Source organism: Janthinobacterium sp. NFX145 (assembly GCF_049810325.1).
Taxonomy (GTDB): Bacteria; Pseudomonadota; Gammaproteobacteria; order Burkholderiales; family Burkholderiaceae_D; genus Janthinobacterium; species Janthinobacterium rivuli.
The window spans coordinates 2,419,593-2,436,403 of sequence record NZ_CP187360.1 but is presented as its reverse complement, the minus strand read 5'-3'; the positions used below and the strand labels follow the sequence as shown (position 1 = coordinate 2,436,403).

Genomic DNA, 16,811 nt, shown 5'->3' with positions numbered 1-16,811 from the left:
GTGGGTGCAACTGCGGGAATCCCGGTAGCACTCACACGGCCCCTATTTCTTTTGACGGTACTTTTGACGGTATCTAAGCTCAATGGCGGCAAAGACCCCTCATGATAGGCTGGCTTCCGGGGTTAATTCGATTCCGGCTCCGGCACCACCAGACAAATCGAAGAAGTACCGATAAAGCCATTAAATCCAATAGAATCAAGGATTTAGTGGCTTTTTTCTTGCCTGATCAATCCGATCATTCCCGATTATTCCCGATAAAAACTGATAGGCGTTACGCCAAATTTACGCCATGATTACGCCAAATTGGAGAGATCATGGCATCATTCAGAAAACGTTCAGGCGGCTGGCGCGCAGAAGTAGCAGTGCTTGGCACCCGCGAATCGGAGACATTCAGTACTAAGGCAGAAGCCGTTGCATGGGCGGCAGAGCGGGAAGCTCAGCTGCGCCGCAGCGAAGCCACCGGGATCGTCGCAGGCAAAACCTGTCTACAAGCCTTTGAACGTTACCGCGACGAGGTCTCTGTACACAAAAAGGGTGCGCGATGGGAAACCATCCGGCTATCCGCCATCGCCAGGCACATCGTCGCCGACAAGCAACTGGGCGACTACCTGGTCACGGAGATTACACCGGACGTCTTGGGGCAATGGCGTGATATGCGTCTTAAAACTGTACTGGGCTCAACGGTCAATCGCGACCTCAACTTGATCTCACATGTTTTCACAACTGCGCGCCGCGAATGGAATTGGGCTTCAAAAAGCCCTACCGCAGACGTTCGTCGCCCTAAAGATCCGCCGCCGAGGGACCGCCTAATCAGCCAAGATGAGATTGACCGCATCTGCTTGTCACTTGCCTACGATGGTAAGATCACCAATGTTTCCGGCATCGTCGCAGCAACATTTTTGTTTGCAATTGAAACAGGCATGCGGTCAGGCGAGATTCTCAGTCTCACGCCCGAACGCATCACTGGCTCGGTTGCGCATCTCCCTCGCACGAAAAACGACAGCAAACGCGACGTCCCTCTTTCAAAGCGTGCGCTTGAAATCCTAAGCGAACTTCCTGTGCCTGCGGCCAGCACCCCTTACTTCAACGTGACCGATGAAAGCCGAGATAGCCTTTTCCGAAAAGCAGTTACTCGCGCCGGTATCGAAGGACTCACATTCCACGACGCCAGACACGAAGCGATCACAAGGTTGGCTAAGAAGTTGAATATTCTTGAATTAGCTAGGATGGTTGGACACAAAGATATTCGCCAGTTGCAGGTTTATTACAACGAAACAGCAGCAGAAATAGCTAAAAAATTATAAATTTTAGCCACACCATCCCTGCTGTTCACAATAGCAATCTATACTAGATTGCGTTGCCATTAAATTTATGCCTTGGAATTCAATGCATTTTCCTCATTACATTTTAAAATATGAACATTAACTCTCCGACATTCAATGATTTTCTAACATGCAAAGGCATGTTGTTTACTAACAGAATGAGGATTTATAGCTTCAGTCACCACTGCTTTGAAATGAATATGGGTTCTCTGGTTTTTAGCTTAGAACAACTGGGTGACCCAGAATTCACCTTAGAAATATGGGACATTGAAAAGAGAGGAAGGCAAGAATTTATTTTCCAAGAAGTAATAAGGCACTTTCACAATATGGCTGCTTCTGCAAAAAGTCTTGTGGAGCATACGCGCTTATTTGTCAATGAAAATTACAACAATACTGAATTCATTAAATTGTCATATCATGAAAAAATACAAATGATATTTTCAAATAATGGCAATGCTGCAGTCATTGAGGATTTGCGAAATTACTTTATGCATGCAGGAATTCCACCATTAAAAATGCACTTAAGTCTATCCTCACATCCAGATCAACAAGAAATGGAAATGAGTAACAAGGTACTTCTTGAATTGGAAATTTTGAAATCTTGGGGGCACTGGAAAGCACGAAGCAAAAAATACCTTGCCGCTTTGCCTGGCGATTTTGACTTACTTGCATTGGTCTCAGAATATCGTGCAACGGTTAACGATTTTCATCGGTGGTTTTCTGATCTCTTGCATAAACATCATGCCAAAGATATTGAAGAGCTCCACGCACTAGATGCGGCCATAAGGGGAATTACGAAATCCTAATTGGAACGCTATCCCATCAGCACAACCATTAATTTTTTTAATCGCGATCAAATAATTAAATTCGATATATTTACATATGGCAAAAATCAAACAACATTTCGTAATAATTGCATTTATTTCAGTTATTTTTATTTTCTCTTCCTTTTGTATTTTTGTTTACACATCCATGAAGCCAACACTAATATCGGAAATGGGCACAGTTGGTGATAGCTTTGGTGTACTTAATTGCTTATTCTCGGGTTTGGGATTTTGCGGATTAGTTTATACTATCCACTCTCAGCAAAAACAAATGTCTCTTCAGAGTGAAGAACATGACAAAAGGGAGGAAGAAAATAGAAAATTAATCGAAATTCAGAACGCCCAATTAGACTTCCAAAGAAATGAAAGCGAGTATCAAGAAAAAGTATCACGCTCGCTATTCAATTTAGAAAATGCCACACATGCTTACGCAGAGGCTCAAACTTTACTTGATGACGGAAACAATGATCGAGTGACTTGGATTCGAGCGGCCAGGATGTTGAAAATTGCGAAGAAACTTGCAGATGATATATCCATTGAAAATCACAAAAATATTCTCGAAGTACGGCAAATGAAAATTCGACAATACTTTCGCATTCTACTAACCAATAAGAGTCCTGCTTTTTTCTATGGCGTTAAAAATGTACAATCATTAGAATTAGCTTCATGGGATTCGGTTGAGCCTGGGAATGAAGATGGAATTAATTGGTCAAATGGAAATCGCCGCATTCCTGAAACAGCTATTAGAGCAGTTTGGGAGGCAGCACAGTGGCCAAAAGACTACAGCGACCCTCTTTTTGAACTATTCTCAGAGCAAGAAAAAGAGGATCTCTTCACGGTTTACAGAAAATTAAGTAATTTTATTAAATTTAATGAGAAATTTGAAAAAATGCGTAAAGCGGAAAACCATCTTGACTAGCAAGACCATTTTAGAGAACTACTATTTAGATGATACTTTTGGCAGTTCATCCCAATTTGTCGTGTATCTAGGTGTTCTGTTTTCAGATAACGTACGCCAACGTCTGGTAATGCCCGCTGACCCCAAATGCAGCGTATCGCGTCCAAATCGCTTATTGAGTACGTCCAATGTCGCCATCACTCTTTTCGCCCCCTCTTGCTCAAGACTGGTATCAAACAAAGCACCTTGGTACTGTGCATCCAGGGTCAGGTCTGATATTTGGACACGGCCTCAGCTTTTATAGAACTGGCGTCGCAGAATTCCCCCTGCTTTGAAGCGCAAAGCTGTTAGGTTTTTGTTCGATTGCCGGACCTGCCCCTCGCCCCCTCTGGACCTGACTCTCGCCTCCTCTCGCCCTCTGCTCGATGGCATTGGCGATGCCGCTGCGGCACTGTCCGGCAGCATACCGACTGCCGTTTTTGCCAGTATTACTTGAACATACAGGCGCCTTGTTGCACAATCAGCCATTTTCCTGGTGGGAGTTGCACGATGAGTGAGCTGAAAGCGGTCGGCGCCCTGGCGATGGCAGGTGTGGCGGCCAGCGAGGTTGAGGACGATAAAACGCCGCAGCCGGCCAGTGCCGCGCACGTTGCGAACTGCGCCAACTGCCAGGCGCCGCTGGGAGGCGCGTTTTGCCAGGCCTGCGGCCAGTCGGCCCACGTCCACCATTCGTTGCTGCACCTGGCCGAAGAAGTCGTGCACGGCATCCTGCACTTCGACGCCAAGGGCTGGAAGACGATCCCGCTGCTGGTGGCCTTTCCTGGCCGTCTGACGCGCCGCTACATCGACGGGCAGCGCAAGAACTATGTTTCGCCACTCGCGCTGTTCCTGTTCATGGTGTTCCTGACCTTCTTCGCCACCTCGTTCGGCGGCGGCCAGCTCCTCACCCGCGACGCCAATATCGCCTCGCTGACCAAACACGCCGCGTCTGCCAAGCTCAAGGTCGAGCGCAATGAGCTGGCGCTGGAGGAGGCCCGCAAGGCCGATATCGGCGTCGCTGGTGTCGAGAAGGCGCTGGCCGTTTCGCGCAAGCTGCACCACGAAGCCGAGCAACGCCTGCTGCACGTCGTGTCGCCCGAAAAAGCGACCGGTGAAGAAGCACTTGAGCTGACAGAGCCCGGTTGGTTCGACAAGACTGCCGCCAGGATCGCGTCCAGCCCGCCCAATCCCAACGCCATGTTTCCGGAGCTGGAAAAAAGCTTTCATCACGCCGCAGAGAATCCCGAGCTGGCGTTTTACAAGTTCAAGAACACGGCCTACAAGTTCTCGTTCCTGCTGATCCCGATCTCGCTGCCCTTCGTGTGGCTGATGTTTTTCTGGAAGCCAGGCGTGGCCATGTACGACCATGCGGTCTTCGTGCTGTACTCGCTGTGCTTCATGTCCTTGCTGTTTACCGTGCTGATACCGCTAGCGATGCTCAACCAGGGCTGGCTGATCGCATTGCTGGTGTGCCTGGCGCCGCCCCTGCACATGTTTCTGCAGCTACGCGGCACCTACAACCTGGGCAAATGGGGCGCGCTGTGGCGCACTTGCATGTTGCTGCTGGCGGCCAACCTCGTGCTTGGCGTGTTCCTCGTGCTGGTGTTGATGAAGAGCATGCACTAGCGACACAAGGTCGGGCCATGTTCTGAGGTCGCAAACCCGATGATCGTCACCGACTACGCGGACGGTGCCGACGCCATCATGGTGGCCCTGATCGCCTGGCTGAAAGTCCGCCAGCTCGACCTGCTGGCCAACGACGAGCGGCGCAAGCACGGCATTGCCTTCGAAGTCGATTTCAACAACCATGAAACGGTCGATATTTCGATCAAGCTGGACCTGCCCGAAAGGGACAGTGAACGCGAGCGAGGACGTGCTGGCTGGCACCATCGGCCTGGCCAAGCACCTGCACGGCGGCGTCCAGTCGGGCGGGCTGCAATTAGGCGCGGAGCATGACCAGGGCATCACGCTGGCCATGTTTCCCCGCTATCGCTACAGTTGTTACAGTCGTCGTGTTCCATTCCCGCACCCGCACTCGCCTGCTTCCACTGGCATTTTTACAACAAGCCCCATCACCCCGTCCCCTCCCCCACGGCCCCCTGCTGATATAATACTTGCAACGAAGTAAGACTTCGAATTGTGCGCCTCAAGGCTCCCGCAACCGTCTGTGTACCGCCAAGCCCAGCCCATGCGCTCCCTTTTCAACCACGAAATCATCAAACAGCTGCACAGCGGCGCCCGTTCGCGGGTTTACCGCGCCAGGGCGGCCGATGGCACAGCGCTGATCGCCAAGATGCCGAATCAGCAGTTCCCCTCCTTCCAGCAGCTGGCGCAGTTCAAGCGCGAGTACGCGATCGCGCGCCGCTGCCGCCACCCTGGCGTGGCGCGTCCGCTGGCGCTGCAGCTGCATGGCGGGCACTGGACCATGCTGCAGGAAGATACCGGCGGCCTGGCGCTCGACCAGCTATTGCGCGCACAGGTGGCGGCGCGCAGGACGCCGTCGCAACCCGCGTTGGCGCTGGATGATTTTTTCGACATCGCGCTGCAACTGTGCGCCGCGCTGGACGAGGTCCATCGCCAGGGCGTGATCCACAAGGACATCAATCCCTCCAATCTGGTGTGGAATGGCGAGCGGCGCCTGCTGCAGCTGATCGATTTCGGCATCGCCTGTGAACTGCCCTACGAAAGCCATGGCATCGTCAGCCTCCAGACCCTCGAAGGCACGCTGCGCTACATGGCGCCGGAACAGACCGGGCGCATGAACCGCAGGGTCGACTGGCGCGCCGATTTCTATGCGCTGGGCGCCACCTTGTACGAATTGCTGACCGGCCAGGCGCCGTTCGAAGCAGGCGACGAGATGGAACTCGTGCATTGCCACATTGCGCGCAGTCCCGACTGGTCGCACCCGGCGCTGGCAAGCTTGCCCGGCCAGCTGCTGCCGATCATCCAGCGCCTGCTGGAAAAAAATGCCGATCAGCGTTACCAGAGCCTGCAAGGCCTGCGCAGCGACCTCGCAGCGTGCCGCGCGAAAAAGCCCACGCAGGCGCTCAAGCTGTCCGACCACAACGGCCGCTTCCTGGTGCCGCAAACGCTGCATGGGCGCGAAGATGCCATCACCGCGCTGCTGGCGGCGTTTGAGCGCAGTAGCGCGGGCAGGTGCGAGATGCTGCTGGTGGCCGGCCATTCGGGCATCGGCAAGTCGGCGGTCATCAACGAAGTGCAAAAGCCCATCATCGCCCGGCGCGGCTGCTTCCTGTCCGGGAAATTCGACCAGCTCCAGCGCGACGTGCCGTATGCCTCGCTGATCCAGGCCTTCCAGGGATTGGTGCGCCAGTTGCTCGGCCAGCCCGAGGAAACGCTGCGGCAGTGGTCCGCAAAACTGCACCAGGCCCTGGGCAGCGGCGTGGGCGTGATCGTCGAGCTGATTCCCCAACTGGCCCTGATCGTCGGCGCCACCGACGCGATGCCCGCATCGGCGCCGGCACAGGTCCAGTGGCGCCTGGACCGCCTCTTCCCCCGCTTCGTCGAAGTCTTCGCCTGCGCCGGGCATCCACTGGTGCTGTTCCTCGACGACCTGCAATGGGCCGATGCGGCCACCTTGCGGATGATCGAGCTGCTGATGGTCTCCTGCGACAAGAGCTGCCTGCTGTTCATCGGCGCGTACCGCGACAACGAGGTGGGCGCCGCGCATCCGCTCATCGCGCTGCGCGACAAGCTGCTCGCCCGTGACGTACGTCTGTCGACGCTGTTACTGAGCGCACTGACCGAGCCGCAGGTGGCGCAAATGGTCTCGGCCAGCGTGCGCGTGCCGGCCCACGCCTGCGCGCCGCTGACCAGCATTTGCTACCGCAAGACGGCCGGCAATCCGTTTTTCCTCAACCAGTTCCTCGCCGCGCTCAACGAATCGGGCCACCTGCGCTACCGGCCCGCCGACGATTGCTGGGACTGGGACCTGCCCGCGATCGAACAGGCCAGATACACCGACAACGTGGTCGAGGTGCTGCTGGAAAAAATCCGCCGCCTGCCAGCAATCACGCAGCACCTGCTGCAACTGGCCGCCTCCAGCGGCAACCGCTTCACGCTCGACACGCTCACCCTGGCGGTGGACCGCACAGCGCGGCAAACGCAGCAAGACCTGTGGCCGGCGCTCAGGGCCGGGTTGATCCAGCCGCTCGACGAACGCTATAAATACGTCAATGGCGACACCGCTGCTGGCAACAGCGGCGTCAGCTACCGCTTCCTGCACGACCGGGTGCAGCAGGCAGCCTATGTGGTCGCCGATGCCGGTACGCGCGTGGCCAACCATCTTCTGATCGGCCGCTTGCTGCTGCGGCATACGCCGCCGGAGCGCCAGGACGAGACGCTGTTTGACATCGTCGAGCAGCTCAACGCCGGTCGCGCGCTGCTTGACGATGCGGACGAGCGCGCGCAGCTGGCGATGCTCAATCTCCAGGCCGGCGTCAAGGCAAGGCGCTCCGCCGCGTTCCAGTCCACCCTCGAGCACATGCGAATCGGTCTCGACCTGCTGCCGGCGGACGCATGGAGCATCCACGCCGGGCTCTGGCTAGATCTGCAGCTCGGCGCGGCCGAAGCGGCCTACCTGTGTGGCCAGTTCGACGCCGCCGAGGCGATCTATCCAGTGGTGCGCGCCCGCGCCCTGAACCCCTTGCTGCAAGCGCGCTGCATTGCCATCCAGGCGCACCAGTATCAATTACAGGGCCGCCTGCTCGACGCCATCGCCGTGCAGCGCGACGGCCTGGCGCAGCTGGACATCGACATTCCGCACGATGTGGCGCACATGAAGGCGCGCTTCGCCGATATCCTCGCCGACATCGGGCGCCAGCCTGGCGCGCAGGCGCCCGAGACCTTGCTGGCGGCGGCCGACATGTGCGAACCGGAGGCGGTGGCCGCGATGCAGATGATGCAGGGCCTGTGGATGGCCAGCTACTACGCCGGCCAGCAGGATCTCAGCGCGCTGATGGTGGTGTCGATGACGCGCCTGTCCATGCAACGGGGGAACAGCGATTTCAGCGCCGTTGCCTATGTCGGCTACGCGATGATGCTGGCGCTGTACAGCGGCGACATCGCACGCGGCTACGACTTCGGCGCGATGGCGATGGCGCTGGCCAGGCGCCGTGCCAATCTGCAGACGCGCACGCTCACGGGCCTGATGTTCGGCGCGCTCAGCAACCACTGGACGCAGCCGCTGCGCAGCTCCGACGCCCTGTACGACGAGGCGTTTGGCTGGGCGCTGGAAATCGCCGATTTCGTGCAGGTCGGCGTGGTGACGGCCGTGCGCGCCACCGACCGCATCATCCTTGGCGACTACCTGCCGCACCTGATGCACGACATCGGGCACGACCTGGCGCTGATGCGCGCCAACGGCCAGCAGGCGATGGCCGATTGCTGCGTCGCCGCCGCGGTCCAGCCGATCAAATGCCTGATGGGACTCCTGCCCCACCACGACAGCTACGACGATGCCGCCTTCAGCGAGGCGCGCTTCCTCGCACAATATGGCGACTCGCAGCTGTACCGCGCCTACTTCCTGCAAGGGAAAATCCGCAACGCCTACCTGTTCGACAGCGCCGACGCCGAACAGCTGGCCGGCCAGCTCGGCATCGTCACGCAGATCATGCGCGGCCAGGCCAAGGTTGCCGAATGCAGCTTCTACGCCGCGCTGATCCTGATCCGCGCGTTGCGGCGCGCTCCCGCACGCACCGATGCGGACGCCATGCTGGCCATGATCGGCACGCTGCAGGAGAACCTTGCCGCGTGGGCCAGGCAAGGCTCGGACAATAGCGCCGCCAAACACCTGCTGGTGATGGCAGAAATGGCGCGCTACCGGGACGACCTGCAACTGGCCACGCGCCTTTACCAGCAGGCGATCGACGCCGCCGCGCTCGCGGGCTACGTCAACATGCAAGCGCTGGGCAACGAACTATGCGGCGAATGCTGGTGCGAGCAGGGACAGCCGCGCGTGGCCGCCGTCTTCATCCGGGACGCCATCGCCCATTACGGCCAGTGGGGCGCGGAGGGCAAGGCGGCGCAGCTGCGCGAGGCCCATACCGCGCTGCTGTCAAGGATGGAGGGGCGCGGCACGCAGCGGTATTCCGTCTCCCACACGCACGGCAGTTCCGCGCTCGACCTGGTGTCGCTGCTGAAGGCGGCCCAAATCCTGTCGAACGAAGTCGGCCTGCGCAACGTGCTGACACGCCTCATTGCCATCGTGTGCGAAAACGCCGGCGGGCAGGTGGCGCGCCTGCTGCTGCTGTCCGAAGGCAGCTACCGGCTGGAAGCCAATATCGATGGCGATGGCGTCACCGTGCTGCAAGCGCGCCAGCTCGACCTGAACGCCGCCAGCGACCCGCAATTCCCGCTGTCGCTGCTGCGCTACGTCATCCGCACTGGCGCGGAGGTGATCGAAGACTGCATCACGGGCGCCTCGCGCTTTGCCGCCGACCCATACGTGCAGTCGCACCTGCCGCGCGCCGTCATGTGCCTGCCGATCCGGCATGGCGGGCAGATCGACGGCATCCTGTACTTCGAAAACCGGCTGGCCGACGCCTCGTTTACGGAAGAACGCGTCGCGTTCCTGCGCATGCTCGGCGCGCAGGCGATGATCTCGATCTCTAGCGCCAGGCTGCATGACAGCCTCGAACGGCGCGTTGCCGAGCGCACGGAACAGCTGGAAGACGCCAACCGCAAGCTGGCGACCCTGTCCATCACCGACGGCTTGACGGGACTGTCGAACCGGCGCCATTTCGACGACGTGCTGCGCGCCGAATGCGCGCGCACCACGCGCCTTGGCCAGCCGCTTGCCGTCGTCATGCTCGACGTCGACTACTTCAAGCTGTTCAACGACCGGCATGGCCACCAGGCCGGCGACGCCTGCCTGATCCGGGTCGCGCAGGCGCTGGCGGCCGGCATGCGGCGCGCGGGCGACCTGACGGCGCGCTACGGCGGAGAGGAATTTTCGATCGTGCTGCCAAACACGGGCGCGGGCGAAGCGCGCCAGATCGGCGAAGCGCTGCGGCGCGCCATCGAAGATCTGGACATCGTCCACGCGAGCACGGACGCGCAACAGGTGACGATCAGCGTCGGCATCGCGGTGCAGTCGGCGCCGGGCGCCGCCGATCCGGACGCGCTGCTGCGCCTGGCCGATGCCGCCCTGTACCAGGCCAAGGATGCGGGACGCAATTGCGTGGTACTGAGGATTCTGCCGCCCGGCTAACCCGCATTCATGGCAACGGGCGGCGCCTTACTCGCTGCCATGGCTGTTCTCGCGCGCCTGCTCCCGCGCCCTTTCCTGCGACGCCAGGCCATTGAAGAACAGGTTAAGCAGCACGGCGACGATGGCGGCCAGCAGGATGCCGCTGTGCAGCAATGGCGACAGGGCCTTGGGCATGTGTTGCGCGTACTGCTCCGCCACCAGCGGCAGCATGCCGAAGCCGATCGACAGGGCCACGATAAACAGGTTGTTGCGGTTGCTCTTGTAGTCGACGCCGGCCAGGATGCGGATCCCGGTGGCGGCGACCATGCCGAACATCACCAGCCCTGCCCCGCCCAGCACGAACGCCGGCACGGCTTCAGCCGTCTGCGCGATCTTCGGGATCACGCCCATGACGAGCAATATAAGGCCGGCCGCCACGCAGACCCAGCGGCTGCGCACGCCCGTCACGCCCACCAGGCCCACGTTTTGCGAAAACGAGGTGTACGGAAAAGTGTTGAAGATGCCGCCAATCAGGGTGCCCAGGCCATCGACGCGCAGACCGCGGCTGATGTCATCCTGCGTGATGCGCTTGTCCGTCATCTCTCCCAGCGCCAGAAACATGCCCAGCGACTCGATCATGACGACGATCATCACCAGGCTCATGGTGATAATCGCAACCACGTCGAAGGTTGGCATGCCGAACTGGAACGGCGTGACGATGGCAAAGGCCTTGGCGCTGGCCACCTTGGCGAAATCGGCCTTGCCCAGCGCAAACGACAGTGCCGTGCCGGCGATGATGCCGATCAATACCGCGATATTCGACAGAAAACCACGACCATACTTGGCCACCAGCAAGATAACGGCCAGCACGAAGAAGGCAATACCCATGTTGTCCAGCGCGCCATAGCCGGGATTGGCGATCAGCGGCACGGGGCCAAGCGGCCCAGGCAAGCCGGCCGCCGTGGCGGCAGCGGCCATCTTGACGAAGGCGGGATCGGCGATCTGCGCCATGGCGGGCGGCCCGCCCATGGCCCAGTTCACGCCCACGCGCATCAGCGACACACCGATCACGGCGATGATGCTGCCCGTAACCACGGGCGGAAACAGGGCCAGCAGGCGGCTGATGAAGGGAGCGATCAGCATGGAAACGACGCCGGCGCCGATCACGGCGCCAAAGATGCCCGTGATGCCCAGGGCCGGATTGTTCGCCATGGCCAACATGGGACTGACGGCGGCAAAGGTGACGCCCATCATGACAGGCAGGCGGATACCGAAGTACTTGCCTATCCCGAGGGACTGGATCAGGGTCACGAGGCCGCAGCAGAACAGGTCGGCACTGATCAATGCCGCCACCTGCTCGGGCGGCAGCTTGAGGGCGCGGCCGACGATCAGCGGCACGGCGATGGCGCCCGCATACATGACGAGCACGTGCTGCAAGCCCAAGGTAAACAGCTTGCCGGCAGGCAGGATTTCATCGACGGGCGATGGCGCGGCAGGCGTGGCGCCAGGCACGCTGCGGTGGATCGATTTCAATCGGGGAGTGGCCATTTACGCTCCATTTCCTGGGTTGCCGCGGCCCGGATGGGCGCAGGTGAAAGGGAAAAGCAAGAGAGAAACGGGACGACAGGAACACAGTGGCGGCGGATGAGGCATGCGAAGCTCCTTGAATGGGACGACCAAGGTATGCCATGCACGCATCGTGCCAGGTCGATTGTATACAGAAATTGTGCCGAAATTCACCAGAGATCAAGCAATTGGGCGATGGATGCACCGTTTTCTCGCATGCCGCCCCGCGCCTGCACCAGAAGGCGGCAAACGGCGGCAGCGCTGGCAGGCCATTGGTGACTGATGGGTGAATCCAGGATCGCCTGTCAAAACCGGCTGCGCGTCGTCATGCGCGGCCCGCGACGCTCACCGCTTCAACGCCACATACTTCGTGCAGTGGCGCTTCCTGAGCAAACCGGGGGCCGTGCCCTCCCTCTACCCGACACGTTGTTATCAGGCGTAGTCAAGCGTTGTCAGTAGTTATTTGGCCCGGAGCAGGCATCGAGCAGCGCTTCCAGCTGCCGCACATGGGCGGCACGCAATTGCTCGCGCGCCAGCAAGGCTTGCACTTGCTCGAAGATGCCGTGGGACGGCACCGCCGGCAAGGCGGGCGCGACTGGGCGCGTGACCAGGCAAGGCGCGCTCACCGGCCAAACTTCCGCCTGTGATGCCGGCGCCCACGCCGCACAGCCAGTCAATAAACTCACCAGCAATAGCTCGGCGGCGCACTTGATACTGCGCCGCCTTGCCCGCCACCGCACACTCCTCCCACTTTCACTCTCACGTTCGCTCAGCGGCCTCATGGCATTTCACTGGCGATCAGCGCCTCGGCGGCACGGCAGGCGTCGCCTTCGGGGTGCAGCGCCAGGATGCGCGCCGCTGCCGCTTGCGCCTCTGCCTGCCCTGCCTGCGCACTGGCCATTGCCTGCCCTACCCGCGCCGACCGGCGCGCGCCCTCCTCCCGCATCGCATTGAGCGCCTGGTTCTGGCGCCGCAACAGCCCCTCCACCTCCTGCACTTGCGCCGCGCACGCGGCAAGACCCGCCTCATGTCCCCAGCGTTGCGCGCAAAACACGGCTGCGCCCAGCAGCACCAGCATGGCCAGCACAAACAACGACGGCTTCATGCCAGCACCTTGCGCGCTGCCGCATACAAGGCCAGGCGCTCGGCCAGGCCGTTCACGCCACCGTTGATGCGGCGCGTCACCCGTTCCTGATCACCCGCGTCGGCCAGGCCGTTCAAGCCGCGCGATTGCCAGAACCAGCCCGCCGAGCGGCACGCGAAAGTCGTCGCTTCCAGCAACTGCGGCGCCGCCAGCAAGTCCAGGCCCAGCGCCACGCCGCACGCCGCATAATTGGCGCGCCCCGTCACCTGTAGCAAGCCGCGTCCCTTGAAGCGCACGCCATCGCCAGCGATCACATTACCCAGATCCGCCCTCCCCTCATAAGCAGCGCCGCTGGCCAGCTCGCGCACATAGCGCAACTGTCCCGATTCGTGGCCCACCTGCGCCAGGAACGATGCCCGGCGCAGCGGCGTATCAATATCGAACTCGGACATCGCCGCATTCAAGGACGCCAGAAACAGCGTAGCGCGGCGGCCGGCCAAGGGCATGATCTGCATCAATTGGGCGCCTGTCACAGCATGCCCCGCACATCCTTGACGGCAGCGGCCGCATCGGCCGCCAGTTCGCCGATATCCTTGCCGCGCCGTTTGTCGAACCAGCGCACGCAAGCGCCCAGCACCCACCAGGCAGGCAAGCCGGCCGCCACCATCACGGGCGCGGCGATGAACAAGAAACCCGTGGCCGGATCGCCGCCATACAGACCCGCCACGGTCTTCGCACTGTCGAACAGGCTGGGCCACCACGACAGCACGGCAGCCACCAGCACGGGGCCGAGAAAGGTGGAAATGATGATGCTGGAACAAAAACGAATAAATGCCTCCTTGGTCGACTGGGGCCACATGAACATGAAGCCCAGCGACGTGGCGGCGGCGCCGGCCAGCACGGGCACGCCAAACAGTTTGATCAAAGCGCCGCCGGCGGCGGTGGTTTCGAGGGCCATGATTGCCTTTCAGGTGGTGGAAATGAAAAAACCCGCCGAAGCGGGTTCAAAGTGGAAGACTGATTTGCTACACGGCCTTGACCATCACGTAGGCCCTGCCATCCGACTCGATGGAGATCACGCGGCCGACGGCGTGCAGGTACTGCTTCATGGTGAGATCATCCTCGTGCACGGCGATACCCTTGATGCCGGCGCCGTCCGGCACCGGCACGATGTAGTCGCCCGGCTGGGCGCCCAGCACGTTGACCGGCACGCGGCCGGCGATGGCGATACGGTCGACTTTTTGGCGCGCGACTTCCAGTGCGGCGTCGAAGGCGGCCATGGCCTCGGCGTCCTGTTGCACGGCAAGTTCATGCGCTTCCAGCGCGGCAGCGAAGGCCGCCTGCTTTTCTGTCCACTCATCGTCGCTGTCGCCGGGTTCGGTAACCACCTCCTCAAATTCCGGCGGGTCGGTGTCGGGAATCACCTGCTGCGCAACTACGTCTTCGCGCCGAACGGGCTGGACTGGGGCCGCGCCTGCCTGTGGGGATGGGCGTGGCCCCACATCGTCAGCCCAGGAATCACCACCGACAAACGACGGCGCGGTCGATTTGATCGAAAATATGACGGCGTCGGTCCATTGGTCGGTAACCTTATTGTCAGCAGTGATGCCTACAATTTGTCCCGCCAGCACAGACGCACAGGTTGCGGATTTATGGATGTACTCTGCATAATCGTTGCCGCCAGTATTTACTGTGCCCGCCGCAGAAAGGCTGCGTCCAGATACAGAATGCTTGCCGACGTACAACACGTTATTGGCGTTGTTCCACCCGCCAAGCCCGTCTGCCGCGAGAATGGCAACGCTGGGATTGGTCGCACCGTCTCTACCCACATACAGGATCTCATCGCCCTGGGCCGAGCCTCGGCTAATATTATGTCGCGCGTTGATATCCGTACTGCCTGCTTTCAGAAACGGCATATAAACCAAGCCACTCCCGCCAAGCCTCATTAAATCTGCGGAAGTTGTGTTGGAATTTTTGTCGTATGATCTGAGAATCAGGCGAAACCCCTCCTTTCCAGCCAATGCGTTGTTACCGCCCGAGACATACCAGACAAACTGTCCGGCCGAGTAGCTTCCAGCGAGCCCTCCTATGCCGAGCGAAAGTACGTCATTTACGGCGCCCACCGCAGCTCCCACCGCGCTTGGTCGGATATATCCGCCCCCTGTGGTCCAATCCCCGATAAACAACCCATTATTGACCTGCACCGCACCGTGCAGGCCTGCGTACGTGCCGGAATTGGATATACCGCGCATACGTGGCGGATATACAGCAGCATTGCCTGAGTCATAAACCATTGTTCCAGCAGGAGTTACTGTTACTGATACAGGCTGTGCGTATGTTGTCGTGGTAAAGCCCAGCAGGTTAAATGACGCCGAACCATACGTGCCAGGGCGGAAGTGCAGGTACACTTCAAACGTTCCATTCACCTGTTGGTAGACCGCTATTCTAGCGTTGATCGGAACTGATCCATTAAAGGTCGAATCGTAGTAAAAGCCGCCCCGGACGCCCATCATGAGGACGAAAGGGGAACTGGCGTTTGCTGCCCAGCTATCATTCAATACCCCGTCAATACGCAGATGCTGCGCATTGCTGCCGCCGTCAGCTGCAAATGTGGCAATCCGATACCAGAGGCCCGTAGGAGGATTTTGGCCAATGTAGCTGTAGCCAGATTTATTGGTTATGCCCACCCCTACAGGAAATGTCGTTGTAATTGGGATACTCGGGTCCAGCCACGCGGGCGTCATGTAGCCATTCGCCCCGCCAAGTGGCGACATCCCCACGGCTGGCGCGTACGATGCCACCACGGCGCCGCGCCCGGCCAATTCATTCAGGCGCCGGATCGTATCCTTCTGGCCATAGTAAAAAAAGTCGCCCATTACAGTTCCTCGATTTCGATGTTGGTGGCATATGCCTGGTAATACGGTGTGGTGATGGCGGAATTGCTGGAGATACGGCCATATACCTGATGCGCCTGCTCCAGCTCGCCGTCTTCGCTCTCTGGATACAGGCTGACCAGCAGCGGACGCGACAAGCCGTTGCCACGCACGATGCGCCACACCTCGGCCCTGTCCAACGGCGTCATATGGTCGAGCGCAAGCGACAGCTTGCGGTACAGCGCGCCGCGCGTCACGGTCTGGCCGCCAGCACCGTCCCTGTTCTGCGTACTGGTGTCGACAGAAGTGACGCCAGCACCATACGAAGCGTTCTGCTCCGGACTCCAGTAGGGGCCAGCCACCAGGCGCGCAGCCTCGATGTATCCGGCCGGGTTGTCCGGGTCGGCCAGGTCGATCACCAGTTTTTTGACGCTGCGCATCTGGAACCAGCTGCGGCCATACGTGCCGCCGCCATAGCTGAAAGCGTTCACGCCCAGCGGCAGCGCCCCCCAGTTCCACATGCCCAGCCTGGCGTACTCGCATGCAGGCACAATGCCCGTGTCAAAATCGGACACGGCGTCACCAGGCTCGACGTAGCCGCGCACGCGGATCGTCGCCGTCGGCGTCAGGTTGCAAAATGGCAGGGCCGCGCAGCCGATAATCTCGGGAGTGGGCCAGGTGGCGGTAATGGTCAAGGCCACGCCGAGCGAGCGCAGCACGGCAAACTTGCCTTCGCGCTGCAGGTTGGCCGGCCCCAGCGCCGCGGCCTGGCTTGATGCGGTCAGCAACGCACGGTCGGCGGCGTTGTCGTAAATGATGCGAAGATTACTCATGATGTCGCCAACTCCAGAAAATTGGTATTAACAATCCGCCATTTCGAGCAGCACGGTACTAACGTGGTAGCGCATTTGTAATGCGAATGGAGGGGGGAATGTCGACAGGTTCCACATGCACACACATTTGCGTTTGGTTCAATTTTCTTGGTGCACGGGATA

General features: G+C 59.7%; 14 protein-coding genes. 6 read left to right on the top strand and 8 right to left on the bottom strand.

All coding sequences use genetic code 11. From position 1 onward, the window contains the following. The first annotated feature begins 314 nt into the window (after positions 1–314). From ACPJXG_RS10855 to ACPJXG_RS10845, 3 genes are all read left to right on the top strand, one after another. Positions 315–1,304, top strand: a complete 990-nt coding sequence (locus tag ACPJXG_RS10855; protein WP_425254227.1) for a tyrosine-type recombinase/integrase — start codon at positions 315–317, stop codon at positions 1,302–1,304. Between the two features lie 218 nt (positions 1,305–1,522). Then, the gene (locus ACPJXG_RS10850) at positions 1,523–2,128 is read left to right on the top strand and encodes a hypothetical protein (RefSeq protein WP_425254226.1); all 606 of its coding nucleotides are present in this window, start codon (positions 1,523–1,525) and stop codon (positions 2,126–2,128) included. A 76-nt stretch (positions 2,129–2,204) separates the two neighbouring features. Continuing rightward, the gene (locus ACPJXG_RS10845; protein ID WP_425254225.1) at positions 2,205–3,065 is read left to right on the top strand and encodes a hypothetical protein; all 861 of its coding nucleotides are present in this window, start codon (positions 2,205–2,207) and stop codon (positions 3,063–3,065) included. A gap of 21 nt (positions 3,066–3,086) precedes the next feature. Here the strand turns inward: ACPJXG_RS10845 and ACPJXG_RS10840 are convergent, their stop codons facing one another. Continuing rightward, positions 3,087–3,242, bottom strand: coding sequence for a DUF4113 domain-containing protein (locus ACPJXG_RS10840; protein WP_425254224.1), 156 nt, complete (start codon positions 3,240–3,242; stop codon positions 3,087–3,089). A gap of 351 nt (positions 3,243–3,593) precedes the next feature. On the opposite strand from ACPJXG_RS10840, the gene ACPJXG_RS10835 reads away from it, so the two are divergent. The 3 genes from ACPJXG_RS10835 to ACPJXG_RS10825 all read left to right on the top strand — a co-directional run bounded on the left by ACPJXG_RS10835 (position 3,594) and on the right by ACPJXG_RS10825 (position 10,314). Beyond that, positions 3,594–4,709 (top strand): DUF3667 domain-containing protein, encoded by a 1,116-nt coding sequence (locus ACPJXG_RS10835; protein ID WP_425254223.1) that lies wholly within the window; start codon positions 3,594–3,596, stop codon positions 4,707–4,709. 39 nt (positions 4,710–4,748) lie between these two features. Continuing rightward, complete coding sequence (locus ACPJXG_RS10830) at positions 4,749–5,039, top strand: phage tail protein (protein WP_425254222.1); 291 nt, start codon at positions 4,749–4,751, stop codon at positions 5,037–5,039. Positions 5,040–5,271: 232 nt separating this feature from the next. Beyond that, complete coding sequence (locus ACPJXG_RS10825; protein WP_425254221.1) at positions 5,272–10,314, top strand: diguanylate cyclase domain-containing protein; 5,043 nt, start codon at positions 5,272–5,274, stop codon at positions 10,312–10,314. Between the two features lie 27 nt (positions 10,315–10,341). On the opposite strand, the gene ACPJXG_RS10820 is transcribed toward ACPJXG_RS10825, so the two are convergent. From ACPJXG_RS10820 to ACPJXG_RS10790, 7 genes are all read right to left on the bottom strand, one after another. Further along, complete coding sequence (locus ACPJXG_RS10820) at positions 10,342–11,841, bottom strand: nucleobase:cation symporter-2 family protein (protein ID WP_278316292.1); 1,500 nt, start codon at positions 11,839–11,841, stop codon at positions 10,342–10,344. A gap of 470 nt (positions 11,842–12,311) precedes the next feature. Next, on the bottom strand, positions 12,312–12,485 hold the full coding sequence (locus ACPJXG_RS10815; protein ID WP_425254220.1) for a hypothetical protein: 174 nt from the start codon (positions 12,483–12,485) through the stop codon (positions 12,312–12,314). 152 nt (positions 12,486–12,637) lie between these two features. Then, a complete protein-coding gene (locus ACPJXG_RS10810; protein ID WP_425254219.1) occupies positions 12,638–12,964 on the bottom strand; it encodes a hypothetical protein in 327 nt (108 codons plus the stop codon). Then, on the bottom strand, positions 12,961–13,458 hold the full coding sequence (locus ACPJXG_RS10805; RefSeq protein ID WP_425254218.1) for a glycoside hydrolase family 19 protein: 498 nt from the start codon (positions 13,456–13,458) through the stop codon (positions 12,961–12,963). The genes ACPJXG_RS10810 and ACPJXG_RS10805 overlap by 4 nt, the downstream gene beginning before the upstream one ends. 14 nt (positions 13,459–13,472) lie before the next feature. Then, positions 13,473–13,901: a hypothetical protein gene (locus ACPJXG_RS10800; protein ID WP_035819886.1), complete on the bottom strand. Its 429-nt coding sequence runs from the start codon at positions 13,899–13,901 to the stop codon at positions 13,473–13,475. Between the two features lie 67 nt (positions 13,902–13,968). Beyond that, complete coding sequence (locus ACPJXG_RS10795) at positions 13,969–15,819, bottom strand: hypothetical protein (RefSeq protein WP_425254217.1); 1,851 nt, start codon at positions 15,817–15,819, stop codon at positions 13,969–13,971. Next, positions 15,819–16,649: a hypothetical protein gene (locus ACPJXG_RS10790; protein WP_425254216.1), complete on the bottom strand. Its 831-nt coding sequence runs from the start codon at positions 16,647–16,649 to the stop codon at positions 15,819–15,821. Before ACPJXG_RS10790 ends, ACPJXG_RS10795 begins: the two co-directional genes overlap by 1 nt. Between the last annotated feature and the right edge of the window lie 162 nt (positions 16,650–16,811).

Excerpts from the sequence above, each read along its gene's own strand:
- ACPJXG_RS10825 (WP_425254221.1), top strand. The coding sequence starts at position 5,272 with ATGCGCTCCCTTTTCAACCACGAAATCATCAAACAGCTGCACAGCGGC.
- ACPJXG_RS10835 (WP_425254223.1), top strand. The coding sequence starts at position 3,594 with ATGAGTGAGCTGAAAGCGGTCGGCGCCCTGGCGATGGCAGGTGTGGCG.
- ACPJXG_RS10840 (WP_425254224.1), bottom strand. The coding sequence starts at position 3,242 with ATGGCGACATTGGACGTACTCAATAAGCGATTTGGACGCGATACGCTG.
- ACPJXG_RS10805 (WP_425254218.1), bottom strand. The coding sequence starts at position 13,458 with ATGCAGATCATGCCCTTGGCCGGCCGCCGCGCTACGCTGTTTCTGGCG.
- ACPJXG_RS10855 (WP_425254227.1), top strand. The coding sequence starts at position 315 with ATGGCATCATTCAGAAAACGTTCAGGCGGCTGGCGCGCAGAAGTAGCA.
- ACPJXG_RS10795 (WP_425254217.1), bottom strand. The coding sequence starts at position 15,819 with ATGGGCGACTTTTTTTACTATGGCCAGAAGGATACGATCCGGCGCCTG.
- ACPJXG_RS10845 (WP_425254225.1), top strand. The coding sequence starts at position 2,205 with ATGGCAAAAATCAAACAACATTTCGTAATAATTGCATTTATTTCAGTT.
- ACPJXG_RS10830 (WP_425254222.1), top strand. The coding sequence starts at position 4,749 with ATGATCGTCACCGACTACGCGGACGGTGCCGACGCCATCATGGTGGCC.
- ACPJXG_RS10820 (WP_278316292.1), bottom strand. The coding sequence starts at position 11,841 with ATGGCCACTCCCCGATTGAAATCGATCCACCGCAGCGTGCCTGGCGCC.
- ACPJXG_RS10790 (WP_425254216.1), bottom strand. The coding sequence starts at position 16,649 with ATGAGTAATCTTCGCATCATTTACGACAACGCCGCCGACCGTGCGTTG.
- ACPJXG_RS10800 (WP_035819886.1), bottom strand. The coding sequence starts at position 13,901 with ATGGCCCTCGAAACCACCGCCGCCGGCGGCGCTTTGATCAAACTGTTT.
- ACPJXG_RS10810 (WP_425254219.1), bottom strand. The coding sequence starts at position 12,964 with ATGAAGCCGTCGTTGTTTGTGCTGGCCATGCTGGTGCTGCTGGGCGCA.
- ACPJXG_RS10850 (WP_425254226.1), top strand. The coding sequence starts at position 1,523 with ATGGGTTCTCTGGTTTTTAGCTTAGAACAACTGGGTGACCCAGAATTC.